A 14,837-nucleotide genomic window follows, 5' to 3' on the forward strand; every position below is an offset into this window, starting at 1 on the left:
GATGCCGCGTGTGGATCGTGATCAAATTCTCCTGACTCATCCCGGTACCTCGAAGCCCAAGTTCCTTGAACTCCGGGTCGATGGGGTTGAGCTGCACCGGAGTTGGTGGACCGGCACCGGGAAGCCTCAGGGGCGCACGAAGTCGTTCGACGACGGGGACGCCGCGCTCGAGGCCCTGGAGAAGATCGTCACTCAGAAGATGCGTGACGGGTACGCCCTACTCCGCGATGTCGCCGCGACCGAACCGGGCGATGTCGTCGCCCAGTGCGCGACGCGGGCGGAGAATGGGGCCGCAGCGAGCGCCCTGCACCCGGACGGCCACACCATCGCGGTCGCCCGCGGCATTCCCGGTAGCCGGATCGGTATTGCGGGCTCCGATGTGCAGACAGTCGATCTACGGACCGGTGTCCGCCAGGTGGTGTACACCAATGCTCTTCAGTATTCACTGATCCACACCGTGGCCTTTGAACCGGACGGATCGCACCTGACGTTCACCGTCCGCGACACGATCACCATGGTTGAGGTGAGCTACACGGTGGCGCTCGCCACCGGCCAGGTCCAGAGCCTGCCGCATACCCGTCCGGGGTGGGACACCGACCGCCGGCGGATGCTGGTCGTCGACACCGATCAGGCGGTGCGAGTGCTGGGCCCGGACGGCGGTTCGTGCCTCGATCTTCCGGCGGGCAAGCGCTTCCAGACCACCGCCGCACTGTCGCCATCGGGCCGGCTCGTCGGCCTCACCCACGACCCGGACAACCGCGATACGGAGTACGACCTCGAGATCTGGGATGTTGACACCGGTCAGCGCGTGCTCGCCGCCCCGTTCCCCTTCCCAGCGGGATACCAGGGGATCAGCCGCCGGTTCGACAAGCTGGCGTTCGACGGGACCGAGCAAATCCTCGTCGCAAGCGGCGCGACGTCGGGATGCTTCGGCCTCTCGGTGGAATCCGGTGCCTTGTGCTGGGCGATCGAGGACGAGCGGGACGGGTACGAGCGGTTGGCGGACTTCGCACTGTCACCCGACGGCACCCTGCTCGCCGCCGCCCCCTCCGATGGGCCGGTCACCGTCCACGACGTCGCGACCGGACAACCACTGGAGCCTAAGTTCGCCGTACCCGGCGAGTGGCCGAACTGGTACCAGGCGGTTGGTTTCTCCGCCGACGGCCGGTTTCTGGCGGTCGGCGACTACCCCGGCCGGGTTACGGTGTTCCGGGTTGACGGCGTGGAGTTCACCAAGCCCGGCGGCTGACGGTCGACACCCGGTCGTGACCGCCTCCTGCGGCTTGTCGGCATGGTCGAGGATGTCGAAGGAGTGGCCTTCTAAAGGGGCTGGTCAGCCGTAAGGTCCTCGGCAACCGCTGCGCCGCGATCCGCCGGCTGCGTAACCTGTTCGCCGACCCCGGAGTTCGATGCGCGGCAAACGTGATCGCCGCGGATCGGCGAGATGGGGTGTCATCGGAGGCTGTCGTTCCGGCGCGCACTCCACACTGCCGGCCCGGCCGCCAGGACGAGAACACCGGCGAGCCAGAGGATGCCCTGGAGTGGCAGGGCATCGACGATTGTGCCTCCGGCCAGCGCACCGAGACCGATCGAGAGGTTGAACACCGCTACCCACAGAGCGGAGGCTTCCTCGACCGCTTGTGGCGCGGACTTGATCATCCATGTCTGGAGGCTCGTGGAGACGCCGCCGTAAACCAGGCCCCAGACGACGAGCAGCGTTACCCCGCCCACGGCGGTGAGCCCTGCTAGGGGGTAGAGCAGCACGGTAACCCCCAAGGCGGTGGCGATGGTGAGGACCGTCCGATGGAGTCGTTTCGCCACGGCGGCACCCGCGATGAAGTTCCCTGCGACGCCTGCCAGGCCGAATCCGAACAACAGTGGCCCGACGAGTTGCGCGTCGATGCCGGACAGATCCCGCAGCACGGGGCTGATGAACGTGTAGGCCGCGAAGTGGCCGGTCACGATCAGGAAGGTTGCCAGAATGCCGATTCGGACGCCCTGGTTGCGGAGCTGGTCGGCCAGCCGCCGCAGGCCGACGGGTTGAGCAGCGGTCAACGGTGGCAGCACAGCCAGCAAGGCGACCAGCACGACCAGTGCGAAGGCGCTCAAGGCGCCGAACGCGATCCGCCAACTCGCCAGCCCGCCGATCACCGTGCCGATAGGGACACCGAAGACGTTCGCGGCCCCGACACCGCCGAAGATGATCGCCGTGGCCCGCGGCACGAGCGGGGCGGGGACGAGCCGGACAGCCAGACCGCTGGCGATGGCCCAGAATCCGCCGATCGCCACCCCGACCAGCACGCGGGCGGTGATCAGAAGCGGATAGCTCGGGGCCAGGGCGGAGGCCAGGTTGGCGAGCGTCATGAGTCCCATCAAGGCGACGAGCAAGAGCCGGCGATCCATCCTGCCGACGAGTACCGGGACCGATGGTGCCGCGACGGCGGCGACGATGCTGGGGACCGTGACCATCAAGCCCGAGCGAGGGATCGGCCCCCGCCGCCATTCGGCAGGTTGTGATGGCCGGGCCTGCCGGTACCCGGTGAGCCTGTTGGCACGTGGCCAAGGCTATTCGGCGAATTCGATTGTTACCTCATTAGTTTGGGCTTGCTGCGTCGCACCGACGACGACCTCGACCTTCTTGCCCTGCCATTGGCTGGTGACGCCGGCGATACATTCGACGTCGCACTCGTCCTTGCGTAGCTTGAGCTGGCTCCAGCCCTTCGCCGTGAAGCCTCCAAGAATCGTGCCGCTGGGTGTCTTCCCGTCCACTATGGCAGTCAGCCAGCCACCCTCATCACCCGAATCGCAGCCGTCACTTGCCTCAAGCGTGGCGGCGATGGACTCAGGAAGGAGCGCCGATGTTGCTTTCTTGAGCTCGACGGTCTCCTGGATCGCTTCCTGACGGCAGCCCGCTTCCGTCCAGCTTGGATATTTACAACCGGCAAGGGTGAATACCATCACGATCGCTAATACAGGAATGGTCCAGCGCTTGGTCATAGAGCCTGCTTCCTACAGTTGCATCCGCGACGGGAACGCCGCGTCACATCCCAATGCCCCACCAGGCTGGGCCGAGCACCAACACCGTGTGCCACTCAGGAGCCAGCTTATCCACCCCTTCTTATGGCCATGAGGGTTTCTTCGGGCATACTTCACCGGAAGGGCGGATTGGGCTCCGCGATGTGCGTCTTCTTGACTTCGGGCTGCGCCGGCGTCGATCGCCTTCGTCGACGACCCGCTTGACGGGCGACAATGACGCCTAATTCGATACCTCTTCGCGGGACGCTGTGCCAAGGTTCTGCAGAAGATCAAGCGAACCAGGGGGAGGTCACCGCGCCCTGCCGTGGTCGCTGTCTTGTGGTGCCAGGCGGGCAAGGGTCGCGAACTGGCCGCCAGGCCCTGTGGCAGGTGCGGTCCCGTTACGAGTACCCCACCGCCCAACGCCGCTTGAACGAGACGAATGGGATGAGCGAGAAATGACCAAGCTGGACCTGGCCCCGGCCGACCACCCCGCACGCCTTGAGCAGGGTCACCCGTTCAGGCAGTGGAAGACCTGGCGGATGCCCGGCAGCGAGTTGACCCTCACCGGCTACTCTCGCGCGAACGACAAGACCTTCTTCCACATCCCCGAGCTGCGGTGCAGCCTCGACGCGGGGCTGTGCGAGGGCCGGCAGGTGGACACGGTCTTCCTGACCCACACCCACCACGACCATGCCAAGGACTTGGACTACTTGGCCGCCAATCCCGCCGGCACGGACATCTACCTGCCCGCCGAGGCGGTGCCGTACGTGGAGTCCTACATACGCGCGTCCGCGGAGCTCAATCACGGAGCGGGGTTCGATCCCGCCCTGGCGGCAGGCCACCGCTTGCATGGAGTGCGGCGCGACGACGAGTTCAGCTTCGGCCGCCGGGGACATCACGTGCGGGTGGTGGGGTGTGAGCACAAGGTGCCCTGTGTGGGATACGCCTTCTCCGAGCGGAGCAAGGCGTTACGGCCGGAGTTCGAGCAGTTGCGGCAGTCCCTGATAGAGCAGGGCAAGGGCGGTGAGTTCGGCCAGCTCATGGCGCGGAAACGCAAAGAGGGGGTCGAAGTCGACCACGAGGTCCGGCGACCGCTGTTCGCCTTTCTTGGCGACACTCATGTGAAGGTGTTCGACCGCAACCCGTGGCTGTTTGAATACCCGGTCATCATCACCGAGTGCACGTTTCTGGATGACGCCGAGTTGGAGCGCGCGGACCGGGTCGGGCATACGGTCTGGAGTCAGCTGCGGCCCGTGGTCGAGGCACATCCGCAGACGCTGTTCGTTCTGACCCACTTCAGTCTGCGCCACTCCGATCAGGAGGTGCTCGCGTTCTTCCGGCAGCAGTGGGAGCAGGCGTCGCGGCCGGACAACAACGTTTTCCTGTGGGTTCACCCGGACAGCCACCTGCCCGAGCAGCACCAGCACCGCGCTCCCTAACCCCCTGCGGGTCCGCCCCCGGGAGAAGGGGGCGGACCCGTTCGTATCAGGGACCCGTTCGTATCAAGGACCCGTCCGTATCAGTAGGGGAAGACCGGGTAGCCGTTGTAGCCGCCGCCGACGCACGTGCGCCCGGTCGGGCTCAGCCAGTCAGGGACGACCACCCCGCCCGCGAACACGCACTGGGTGACGGTGATGTACTCGCGGGCGGCGGCCTGAGCCGTCGCGGCAGGGGCGAGCGCCAGCGCACCTGCGGCGGCCGCGGAGACGAGGGTGAGGGTGAGGAGCAGACGACGCATAGGACTCCCATCACGGAGGGTTGTTGATCCACTACCTATGGTTGCCTACGTGGTCGCCCGCCAAACTGCGACCGCCCCGCCAACCTGCGACAAGGCCGCTAACAGTTGCCGAAGGCCGGAAGGCCGAGGATGCGGAGCGCGAGCCATTCGATGGCCAGCGGCCCGCCCTCGATGGCCCCCGTCACATGGCTGGGAGCCGGGAGGGACGTCCAGCGGAGGTTGACCCCCGCCCGGCAGTACTCCGAGCGCAGCGTGGCCGAGATCGCCTGCGGGATGATCTCGTCGCCCTGGGCGTGGTAGATGAACATCGGGACCCGGGGCGCGATCGCCCCGAGGCGGTTCTCGGCGAGCCGGGCCAGCCACTTGGGCTGGTTCATCAGGTCGACGGGGCTCAGGTCGGAGAAGCGCAGGCCGGCGAGCTTGCTGCCCAGGTCGCCCACGCAGTCGTCGGCCGCGTCCGCGAGCAGGGCGCGCCCGCGGTCGTTGAGGTCGGCCTCGAGGTCGAGCTCCGGATAGGCGGCGTCGAAGCCGACCCCGGCCGCGGCGGCCAGCCCGAAGTTGGCGTCGCCGTCGAGGTGGTCCGCCACCGCGTGCAGGTCGGCCGGGACTCCGCCCGCGGCCACGCCCTTGAGCCGCAGCTCCGACGCGTACGACGGCTGGAGCTGGGCCGCCCAGGCGGCCGACGCGCCACCCTGCGAGTAGCCCATGACCGCGACCGGCCCGCCCGTGGACAGGCCCGAGCCCGGCACGCGCGTGGCGGCCCTGATCGAGTCCAGTACGGCGTGACCCTGCGAGATCCCCGCCATGTACGTGTGCACTCCGGGTGTGCCGAGGCCCTCGTAGTCGGTGATGGCCACCGCGAACCCCTTGAGCAGGAACAGGCTCACCAGCGCGAGCTCCGCCTCGCCACCCCGGCTCATGCTGGCCGAGGGCGCGCACTGGTCGCCGAGTCCGTGGGTGCCGACGGCGTACCCGATGATCGGGCGCTTGCCCAGCGGGTAGCTCGCCTTGGGTACGAGCAGGGTGCCGGACACGGCGTTCAGCGAGCCGGTGGCGGAGGTCGAGCGGTAGAGCAGGTGCCAGGCGTTCACCGGGACTTCGAGCAGCTTGCCCGGCAGCAGGTAGACGGTGGTGGGCTGGGCGGTGACCACGTCCCCCGCCGCGGCCGCGCGGGCGGGCGCCGCGACGAAGGACGCGATCAGTAAGAGGATCATGGTCATGCTGACGCGGACACGTAACCTCATGTGCTACCCCTCTCCGTGGGGTTCGCTCAGGGGAAGGCGGCGCCGCGAGCCGATCGTTACCCGTCGGTAACCTCGTGTCAAGGCCCGAAACGACGGCGAATCCGAGCCGTTGTCAGACTGCCTCCCGCGCCACATAACACTGGCCACGACCGCATCACCGGGCCGCCCCGAAACGGTGAACTCCACTGCGACGGTCGGGCACCATGGACGGATGGATGCTGGTTCGGTGACCTTTCTGCGCGAACTACTCGCCGAGACCGGCTGGGTGGAGCGCACCCGCGAGCTCGGCCTGGCGCTGCGGACCACCCGCTCGCCCGGCGGCCTGATGCTGGTGGGCACCCCCGACGACGAGCCGTGGCATCTGACGGCGCATCTCGCCGACGAGGCCCGGCTTTCCGAGCTGCCGCAGCTCGCACCCACCCTGGTCCGCTGGAAGCCGCCCGCCGACGCCCCGGCCCACCTGCGCGTCGGGCTCGACCGGATTCAGCGGGCGGGGCGCGGCGAGACGCTGTTCGTGGTGGCCGAGCAGGACGCGCCCGTGCCGCTGCTCGAACGGGTCAACGACGCCCGCCGTACGGGGGCGACGATCCTGGCGCTCGAAGGCGGTGACACGGCGCTGGAGGGGCTGGCGCACGACGCGATCGCCGTGCCCCGGCTCGGGCCGGTCACCTTCGACGGCGCCCAGCACCTGGTCAGCATGGCCGCGGGCGAGCTGCCGGCGCGCCCGGGGCTGCGCGAGCGCCTGGCCCGCCTGCTGGAGAAGGTCAACGGTCCCCAGGTCGCCGACTGACGCTCAGGACCCGGCGTTGGTGAGCCTGCCGGCGAGTGCCCGGACATGGTCCTTGAGCTCGGGCGGGTCAAGGACCTGGAAGTCGATGCCCTTGAGCGCGACGTAGAGGGCGATTTTGTCGAGAGAGTCGCCGCCGGCGTAGAAGAGGCAACTGTCCGCGTCGCGGTGTTCGAGACGGCCCGCGGTAGGTGAGGTGTGTTCGGCGACGACGTCGAGCGGCGCGTGGAACAGGATGGTCGCCCGATACCGGTACGGGGAACTCGTGAGGGCGTTGGAGACATAGGCGTGTACGCCCTCGGCGGGTTCGGGCCGGGGCGTGAAACGCGGCCCGGGTTGCGGCGCCGAGTCCATGCGGTCGACGCGGAAGGTACGCCAGTCGTCGCGGTCGAGGTCGAAGGCGAGCAGGTACCACCGCCGTCCGGTGTGGACGACCCGGTACGGTTCGACGCGGCGGGTGCGCTGCTGATACCCGAAGCGGATGCCCTCGTGGGCGCGGCAGGCGGCGGCCAGGGCGGTGAGCAGATCGGGATCCACCGTCGGGCCGGGGCCGGTCAGCGGCAGGATGGCCGACTGCATCGCGCCCACGCGGTGGCGCAGCCGGGAGGGCAGAACCTGTTCGAGCTTGGCCAGCGCGCGTAGCGAGGTCTCCTCGATCCCGGTCACCGTGCCCGTGGCGGCGGCGCGCAGACCGACCGCGACCGCGACGGCTTCGTCGTCATCGAGCAGCAGCGGCGGCAGGGCCGCACCGACCCCCAGTCGATAGCCGCCGGTGATGCCGGTGGCGGAGTCCACCGGGTAGCCGAGGTCGCGGAGCCGGTCGACGTCGCGGCGGACGGTCCGGGTGGTGACACCGAGGCGTTCGGCCAGCTCGGCGCCAGGCCAGTCGGGGCGGGACTGGAGCAGGGACAGCAGCCGCAGCAGCCGCGCCGAGGTTTCCAACATCCGCGCGAAACTCCCTCCGAGGACATGAGGACCGGAACTGTCCTCAATGGTTTCTAGTGTTCCTCATATCGGGATCACCCGCGAAACCTAGGAGAGCTTCATGATTCTCGTCACCGGTGCCACCGGAAACGTCGGCCGCCACGTGCTCGACGCGCTGGTCGCCAACGGCCACGCCGTACGTGCCCTGAGCCGGTCCCCGCAGCAGGCGGTGTGGCAGGCCGAGGTCGACGTCGTCGCCGGCGACCTGGCCGACCCGGCATCGCTGGACGCGGCCCTGGTCGGCGTGGAGTCGGTCTTCCTGTTCGCCGTACCGGGCAGCGGGCCCGCGTTCGTCGCCGCCGCCCAGCGTGCCGGCGTGCGCCGGGTGGTGCTGCTGTCCTCCGGCGGGGTCGACGACGACGCGGAGGTCCAGGACGGGCCGATCGCCACTTACCACGCCGAGATCGAGCAGGCCCTGCGCGGCTCCGGCCTGGCGTGGACATTCCTGCGCCCGGACGTGTTCGCCGCCAACAGCCTCATGTGGGCCGGGCAGACCAGGTCCGGCGACGTGATCCGCGGCGCCTACGCCGACGCGACGTCCGCCCCGGTGCACGAAGCCGACATCGCCGCGGTCGCCGTGGCCGCCCTCACCGAGGACGGGCACGCCGGTCAGGTCTATCGGCTGACCGGGCCGCAGTCGCTCAGTCATGCCGACCAGGCCGCCATCCTCGCCCAGGCGCTCGGCCGGCCCATCAGCTACGCCGAACTACCCGCCGAGAGCGTGCGCCAGGCGATGAGCGCCCACGTGCCGGGCCCGATCCTGGACAGCATTTTCGCCACCTGGGCCGCCTCCGTCGGCCGCACCGCACTCACCACCACCGACATCGAGAAGGTCACCGGTCGTCCCGCGCGCAGCTACCACGACTGGGTCCTCGACCACACCACCGCGTTCTAGCCGACCACACCGGCCGCGCACGCGCTCACCATTGAGCGGGCTGAGCGATCGTCAGCGGTCCTCGACGTCGGCGGCGAAGCGGTCCCAGGCGGCCTGGCGGGAGATGCCCAGGGCCTGGCCGATCCTGGCCCAGGTCACTCCGCGGTCGCGCAGGATGCGGACCCAGGCTCGCAGGTCGCGCTCGGCCTGTTCGATGGTGAGCGCGTGACCCGGCAGTGAGGCCAGCAGGTCGTCGTCCGACATGCCCGGAAGCCACTCGGCCTCCGGGTCGGGCCCGCGGTGCACCCGCTGGGGTTCGCTGCCCGGTGCCGGGTCGGAGAGCAGCTGATGGGCCAGCTCAATGCAGGCGTCGCAGATGTAGACACCCGGCCCCGCCACGACCCTTTTGGCCTCCGCGTGGGGCTTGCCGCAGAACGAACACCTGGTGGCGACCTCCTCCACCGGCGTCACCCGGCGACGGCCCTTGCTTCGCGTCATCACCGCGTCAGCCTGCCCTTGACACCGCGCCGCGTCAAGGGCAGGCTGACGGCCCCGGAGACGTCAAGGACGGGCTGACAAGCCTGGGACGAGAGGAGACGCGCCCATGGATCTCGAACGATGCCCGGACGGACAGGCCATCGAGGTCGCCCGCGGCCTGGCCACGGGCTACACCGAGGAGGAGTACCTGCTGCGCGGCACGGCCGCCTCGTACGCCGACGAATCGGCCCCGTACGTGACCCGGATCCTGGTACGCAGGCCCGAACACTTCAGCGGCACCGTGGTGGTGGAGTGGTTCAACGTCTCGTCGTACATGGACGCGGGCGTGGAATGGCAGTACATCCACAGCGAGCTGTTACGGAGTGGCATGGTCTGGGTCGGAGTGTCGGCCCAGTGCCTGGGGGTCACCGGCAGCGTGCATCCCGTGGACGGTCCGGCCCCGGGCGGGCTCAGGGCGTCGAACCCCGAACGGTACGGGATGCTCGACCACCCCGGCGACGACTTCTCGTACGACATCTTCTCCCAGGCCGGGATGGCCATCCGCGAGCTGTTCCCCGGCGCACGACTCATCGCGGCCGGGATGTCGCTGGGCGCCTACATGCTGACCACCTACATCAACGAGGTGGACCCGATCGCCCAGGTGTACGACGGGTTCCTGCCGCACTGCCGCATCGGCATCGCCCCGGCCCTCGTGCCGTCGCGGCGGTCGGCGACGGCAGGTCTCGATGGGATGCCGGTGCCCTTCCGCGCCGACCCGCGGGTTCCGGTGCTCGCCCTGGTGACGGAGACCGATGTGATCACGGCCGGGTACGCGGGGGGCAGGCGGCCTGACGGGCCGAACCTGCGTGTGTGGGAGCTCGCCGGGGCCTCGCACGCCGACACCTACCTCAACGCCGCCGTCCGCCTCGACCTCACCCGCGCCACCCCCATGGAGCTGGCCGCCGCGCTGGTCCCGACCACTCGCGTGATCGGCATGGACCTGCGGCACCTGGCCAACTCCGGCCCCCAGCACCACTACGTCGCCAAGGCCGCGATCCGACGGCTCGACCAGTGGGTGCGTGAGGACGTTCCGCCGCCGCAGGCTCCCCCGCTGGCCACCGTGCCTGGCCCCGCGCTGGAGCGGGACGACCACGGCAACGCGCTCGGCGGGGTCCGCACGCCGTGGATGGAGGTGCCCACCGCCGTACTGACCGGGGTCAGCCCGGACGACGACGTCCTGGGCAGGCTCTTCGGCCTGACCGTCCCGTTCTCTCCTGCCATCCTGGACAGCCTGTACGGCGACGGCTACCTGCCCGCCTTCGAGGCCGCCACCGACGACGCCGTCGCCAAGGGGTTCCTCCTCGCGGACGACGCCCACGAGATCAAGGCCCTGGCTGTTGCATCCATGGAGGCCAGGGTGTCCTGATTGAGGACACAAGCCGTCCGCAAGGCGTTCTACCGTGCCGGACATGAGCGAAACGATCACGCCGTTCCGGATCGATGTCCCCCAGAGCGATCTCGATGACCTGCACCGCCGGCTGTCCGCCGTGCGGTGGCCGAGCGAACTGCCCGACGTCGGCTGGAGTCGCGGCGTTCCCCTGGCCTACCTCAAGGAGCTGGCCGAGTACTGGCGCACCTCGTACGACTGGCGCAAGTATGAGGCCGCGTTGAACGACATCCCGCAGTTCACCACCGAGATCGACGGGCAACGGGTGCACTTCATGCACGTAAGTTCCCCACACCCGGACGCCCTACCTCTGATCCTCACCCACGGCTGGCCCGGATCGGTGGTCGAGTTTCTCAAGGTCATCGGCCCGCTGACCGATCCGGCCGCGCACGGTGGGGACCCGGCCGACGCCTTCCACCTGGTCATCCCGTCGCTGCCCGGCTTCGGATTCTCCGGCCCCACGCGAGAGACCAGGTGGAACAGCGGCCGGATCGCGCGGGCGTGGGCGCGACTGATGAGCCGGCTCGGCTACGACCGGTACGGCGCGCAGGGCGGCGACCTCGGCGCCCTGGTCACCCCAGAACTCGGCCGCGCCGCCACCGAGCAGGTCGTCGGCGTACATGTCAACGCCGCCTCTTTCGGGTTCATCCCGTTCGGGGATGTCTCGGACGAGGAGCGGGCCACGCTGACCGACGCCGAGCGGGCCCGGCTGGGGCGGGCGAAGGAGTTCATGGACGACCAGAGCGGCTACTTCAAGATCTCGGCCACCCGGCCGCAGACGGTGGCGTACGCCCTCACCGACTCACCGGTCGGCCAGCTCGCCTGGCTCGTCGAGAAGTTCAAGGAGTGGAGTTTCCCCGCCGCCGACCTGCCCGAGGCCGCCATCGACCGGGACCTGCTGCTGACCGACGTGATGCTCTACTGGCTCACCGGCACCGCCGGATCCGTCGCCAACCTGTACTACGAGAACATGCACGCCAACACCTGGCACTCCGAGCCGGCCACCACACCCACCGGCGTCGCCGTGTTCGCCCACGACCTGCCCATCCGCCGCTACGCCGAATACGGCAACAACATCACCCACTGGTCGGAATTCGACCGCGGCGGCCACTTCGCCGCCCTGGAAGCACCCGACCTGCTCACCGCCGACATCCGGGCCTTCTTCCGCCCACTGCGGTAGCGCCCTGCCAGGACGCGGCGGCCGGCCCAGAGGTGCCGGCCGCCGCGGCCCGGCAAGCCCTTGAGCCCTTGAGCCCTTGAGGACCCTCGTGCCACGACTCACCACCCGCGCGCTCAACCGCGCCACCCTCGACCGGCAACTGCTGCTGCGCCGCGCGGACCTGACCGTGCCGCAGGCGCTGGAACGGCTGGCCGGCCTGCAAGCCCAGACGCCGCACACCTGGTACGTCGGGCTGTGGACCCGCCTGGCCGACTACACTCCCGAACCCACCGCTCAGCTGCTCACTGACGGCGCCATCGTACGGATGGCGTTGATGCGCTCGACCATCCATCTGGTGACCGCCGCCGACTGCCTCTGGTTACGGCCGCTGGTGGAGCCGGTCATCGAGCGCAGCACGCTGGGTGCCTTCGGCCGGCACCTCACCGGCCTGAACCAGGCCGAACTCGTGTCCACTGCCCGCGAGCTGCTGGCACCCGAGCCGCTGACGTTCAGCGCCTTGGGCCAAAAGCTGGCCCAGCGGTGGCCGGAACGCGACCCGGCCGCGCTGGCCCAGGCGGCCCGCGCCTGGGTGCCGCTGGTGCAGGTCCCGCCGCGCGGGCTGTGGGGCCGCAGCGGCCCGGCCGCCCACACAACGGTCGAGACCTGGCTCGGCCGGACAGTGGACCCGGCCGCGTCGGTGGACACCCTCGTACTGCGCTACCTGGCGGCCTTCGGCCCGGCGACCGTCCTCGACGCCCAGCGATGGTGCGGGCTGACCCGGCTGTCCGAGGTCGTCGACCGCCTCCGTGCCCACCTGGTCACCTTCCGGGACGAGCAGGGCCGTGAACTGTTCGACCTTCCCGACGCTCCACGACCAGATCCGGACGCCCCGGCCCCGGTACGTTTTCTCTACGACTTCGACAACCTGCTGCTCTCCCACAACGACCGCAGCCGCGTGGTCAACGTCGACTACACCGACCAGGGCTTCGGCGGGACAAACGAACAGCCCCGGTCCGTACTGGTCGACGGCTACGTCGCCGCCACCTGGAAACTCGCCACCAGTCGCGGCACCGCGACCTTGACCGTACGCCCATTCCGGAAACTGACCGTGGCCGAACACGAACAACTCGACGCCGAAGGCGCCCGGCTACTCGCTTTCCTCGCACCCAGCACCGCCGTCCACGACATCGTGGTCCGGTCACCGCAGCAATATTGACATTAAACCCGACAAAGCGGACGAAAACGGTATTGCTCAACGCAGTGATTTCCTCACTCATAGTTGACTAAAACGGCCAAACGGGAATACTGGATTTCCCGTTTGGCTGTCGTCCCACTGAGACCGAGGATGCCCATGTCGCCTGGCACCGCCATGCCTCCGGCAGAACCGCACCAGGCACGTAGCCGTGCCGGCGTCGCGGAAGGGCTCGTACCACGCCGACGCGGCCCCCGTCGGCCGCCGCGTGAGACCGGCACGCGCCGCTAACAGGCCCTTCGGCGGCCGACACCCTCCCCGCCCGCTCTCCCCGACCCCAGGACTGTCATGCCGCCAGACTCCTTCAGCGTCCCGATAATGATCGGCGCCGCCGTTCTCGCCCTCGCCCTCGCGGGCGTCGTCATCTTCCACATACGCCTACGCCGCGACCTCGCCCAGGTCCGTGGGGAGCTCGTTCAGGCCCGTCAGGCTCACGAGCACCTGACGCGCGAGACGAGCGCCAGGACCCAGTGGCAGGCGCAGGTGGAGCGCCAAGCTCAGGAGAGCGTGGAGCAGATCCGCGAGGCGCGCGCCCAACAGGACCTCCTGCGCGCCGAGACCGAGCACCTGATCTCGAAGCGGATACCCGCCCTGCTGTCCCACCTGCGCGCCCCGCACGTGATCGTGCCCGGCGTGCAGAACCCGGCGCTGGCCGGCACGGACATCGACAGACAGCACCGCGCCATCCTCGAAGCGCTCACCCACGGCGTCCGCGAGGAAGGCGAGCGCATCGACGAGGCGGCCCAGGCCGTCGTCCGGGGCGCGATGTCCCGCGTGCAGACCCAGGCGCTGCGCGCCCAGGACCTGCTCGCCGGCGTGCAACAGCGCTACAGCGGCGACGAGCACACGGCGCTGCTGCGCGAGGTGCTGGGGCTCGACATGTTCAACGAACTGATGATCCGTCGCGTGCAGGTCACCGGCATCGCCTGCGGCGCCACGCCCGGTCTGTCACGTGACGACACCTACCTGGTGGACCTGATGGTCGGCGCCATCTCCCGCGTGGAGAACTTCGAGCAGCGCGTCGAGGGCCCGGCCAACCACCTGCGACGCCGGATCGGGGTCGCCGCCCGCGCCGCGGAGTCGATCCTGCTCATCACCGCCGAACTGCTGGCCAACGCGGTCCACCACTCCCACGGCACGCTCAAGGTGACCATCGCCGTGCACGAGACCAACACCGGCGCCGCCATCGTCATCGACGACGCCGGTGTCGGCCTCAACGAGGACCAGTACGCCCGCGCGACCCGCCTGCTGAGCGGCACCCACCCGGTCCGCCTGATCGACCTGGGCAACCCGCCCCACACCGGCTGGGCCGCGATCGGCCGCCAGGCCGCGCACTACGGCATGCAGGTCACGGTCAAGAAGAGCGCCTTCGGCGGCGTCCAGGCCGTGCTGAACATTCCCACCGCCCTGCTGGTGGAGATGCCGGAGGACAGCCGTCCCTCGGTGCTGGCGCCCGAGCCGATCCGCGCCGCCGTCCCGGCCGCCGCCACGGCTCTCCGGTCGGCGCACGTGGCAGCCGTCCCAGCCCCAGCCCCGGCACCGGCCATCCGGCTGGAGCCGGTGACGGTCTCACGGCCGGAACCCGCGACAACCCCCGAGCAACGACACGCCCCTGCGGGGGATCTCGCGCCACTGCCACGGCGCCGCCGCCAGTCCCCGACCGGGCCGAGGCCCAGCAGAAGCCAGGGCGGCTCGGACGACAGGGTGCTCACCACCCCGGAGGAGGCCCAGAAGCGGTGGGGAGACTTCCAGGTCGGAGCCGAAGCGGGCCGCCGCGAAGCGCTCCCGCCGCAGCAGCATGACATCACCGAAGGGATTTGACCGCTCCATGGATGCTCACAGCGCTTCCAGCCGTGT

General features: G+C 69.5%; 14 protein-coding genes. 8 read left to right on the forward strand and 6 right to left on the reverse strand.

The window, feature by feature from the left end:
* Window positions 1–10: 10 nt before the first annotated feature.
* Window positions 11–1,249: a hypothetical protein gene (locus ACQP2T_RS40930; protein WP_433510213.1), complete on the forward strand. Its 1,239-nt coding sequence runs from the start codon at window positions 11–13 to the stop codon at window positions 1,247–1,249.
* 203 nt (window positions 1,250–1,452) lie between these two features.
* On the opposite strand, the gene ACQP2T_RS40935 is transcribed toward ACQP2T_RS40930, so the two are convergent.
* Both ACQP2T_RS40935 and ACQP2T_RS40940 read right to left on the reverse strand, forming a co-directional pair.
* On the reverse strand, window positions 1,453–2,469 hold the full coding sequence (locus tag ACQP2T_RS40935) for an MFS transporter (protein ID WP_433510214.1): 1,017 nt from the start codon (window positions 2,467–2,469) through the stop codon (window positions 1,453–1,455).
* Between the two features lie 96 nt (window positions 2,470–2,565).
* Window positions 2,566–2,997, reverse strand: coding sequence for a hypothetical protein (locus tag ACQP2T_RS40940; RefSeq protein ID WP_433510215.1), 432 nt, complete (start codon window positions 2,995–2,997; stop codon window positions 2,566–2,568).
* A gap of 476 nt (window positions 2,998–3,473) precedes the next feature.
* Between ACQP2T_RS40940 and ACQP2T_RS40945 the strand changes: the two genes are divergently transcribed.
* The gene (locus tag ACQP2T_RS40945; RefSeq protein WP_433510216.1) at window positions 3,474–4,457 is read left to right on the forward strand and encodes an MBL fold metallo-hydrolase; all 984 of its coding nucleotides are present in this window, start codon (window positions 3,474–3,476) and stop codon (window positions 4,455–4,457) included.
* An 80-nt stretch (window positions 4,458–4,537) separates the two neighbouring features.
* On the opposite strand, the gene ACQP2T_RS40950 is transcribed toward ACQP2T_RS40945, so the two are convergent.
* Complete coding sequence (locus ACQP2T_RS40950; protein WP_433510217.1) at window positions 4,538–4,756, reverse strand: hypothetical protein; 219 nt, start codon at window positions 4,754–4,756, stop codon at window positions 4,538–4,540.
* A gap of 98 nt (window positions 4,757–4,854) precedes the next feature.
* Window positions 4,855–6,000, reverse strand: a complete 1,146-nt coding sequence (locus ACQP2T_RS40955; RefSeq protein WP_433510218.1) for a lipase family protein — start codon at window positions 5,998–6,000, stop codon at window positions 4,855–4,857.
* A gap of 211 nt (window positions 6,001–6,211) precedes the next feature.
* On the opposite strand from ACQP2T_RS40955, the gene ACQP2T_RS40960 reads away from it, so the two are divergent.
* A complete protein-coding gene (locus tag ACQP2T_RS40960; RefSeq protein ID WP_357961346.1) occupies window positions 6,212–6,790 on the forward strand; it encodes a hypothetical protein in 579 nt (192 codons plus the stop codon).
* A gap of 3 nt (window positions 6,791–6,793) precedes the next feature.
* Here ACQP2T_RS40960 and ACQP2T_RS40965 read toward each other — a convergent pair whose 3' ends face one another.
* Window positions 6,794–7,732 carry a helix-turn-helix transcriptional regulator gene (locus tag ACQP2T_RS40965; protein WP_433510219.1) on the reverse strand — a complete coding sequence of 313 codons (939 nt, stop codon included), beginning with the start codon at window positions 7,730–7,732 and terminating at the stop codon, window positions 6,794–6,796.
* A 100-nt stretch (window positions 7,733–7,832) separates the two neighbouring features.
* On the opposite strand from ACQP2T_RS40965, the gene ACQP2T_RS40970 reads away from it, so the two are divergent.
* On the forward strand, window positions 7,833–8,666 hold the full coding sequence (locus ACQP2T_RS40970; RefSeq protein ID WP_433510220.1) for an NAD(P)H-binding protein: 834 nt from the start codon (window positions 7,833–7,835) through the stop codon (window positions 8,664–8,666).
* Between the two features lie 51 nt (window positions 8,667–8,717).
* Here the strand turns inward: ACQP2T_RS40970 and ACQP2T_RS40975 are convergent, their stop codons facing one another.
* A complete protein-coding gene (locus ACQP2T_RS40975; protein WP_433519900.1) occupies window positions 8,718–9,143 on the reverse strand; it encodes a ClpX C4-type zinc finger protein in 426 nt (141 codons plus the stop codon).
* A gap of 106 nt (window positions 9,144–9,249) precedes the next feature.
* Here ACQP2T_RS40975 and ACQP2T_RS40980 point away from each other — a divergent pair, with 106 nt between their 5' ends.
* From ACQP2T_RS40980 to ACQP2T_RS40995, 4 genes are all read left to right on the forward strand, one after another.
* Window positions 9,250–10,548 (forward strand): alpha/beta hydrolase domain-containing protein, encoded by a 1,299-nt coding sequence (locus ACQP2T_RS40980; RefSeq protein WP_433510221.1) that lies wholly within the window; start codon window positions 9,250–9,252, stop codon window positions 10,546–10,548.
* Between the two features lie 43 nt (window positions 10,549–10,591).
* Entirely contained in the window at window positions 10,592–11,749 is a 1,158-nt protein-coding gene (locus ACQP2T_RS40985; RefSeq protein ID WP_433510222.1) for an epoxide hydrolase family protein, read from the forward strand.
* Window positions 11,750–11,837: 88 nt separating this feature from the next.
* On the forward strand, window positions 11,838–12,944 hold the full coding sequence (locus ACQP2T_RS40990; protein ID WP_433510223.1) for a winged helix DNA-binding domain-containing protein: 1,107 nt from the start codon (window positions 11,838–11,840) through the stop codon (window positions 12,942–12,944).
* Window positions 12,945–13,298: 354 nt separating this feature from the next.
* Window positions 13,299–14,801: a hypothetical protein gene (locus tag ACQP2T_RS40995; RefSeq protein WP_433510224.1), complete on the forward strand. Its 1,503-nt coding sequence runs from the start codon at window positions 13,299–13,301 to the stop codon at window positions 14,799–14,801.
* Window positions 14,802–14,837 lie beyond the last annotated feature (36 nt).

Source organism: Nonomuraea sp. CA-143628 (assembly GCF_050942315.1).
In the GTDB taxonomy this organism is placed as follows: Bacteria; Actinomycetota; Actinomycetes; order Streptosporangiales; family Streptosporangiaceae; genus Nonomuraea.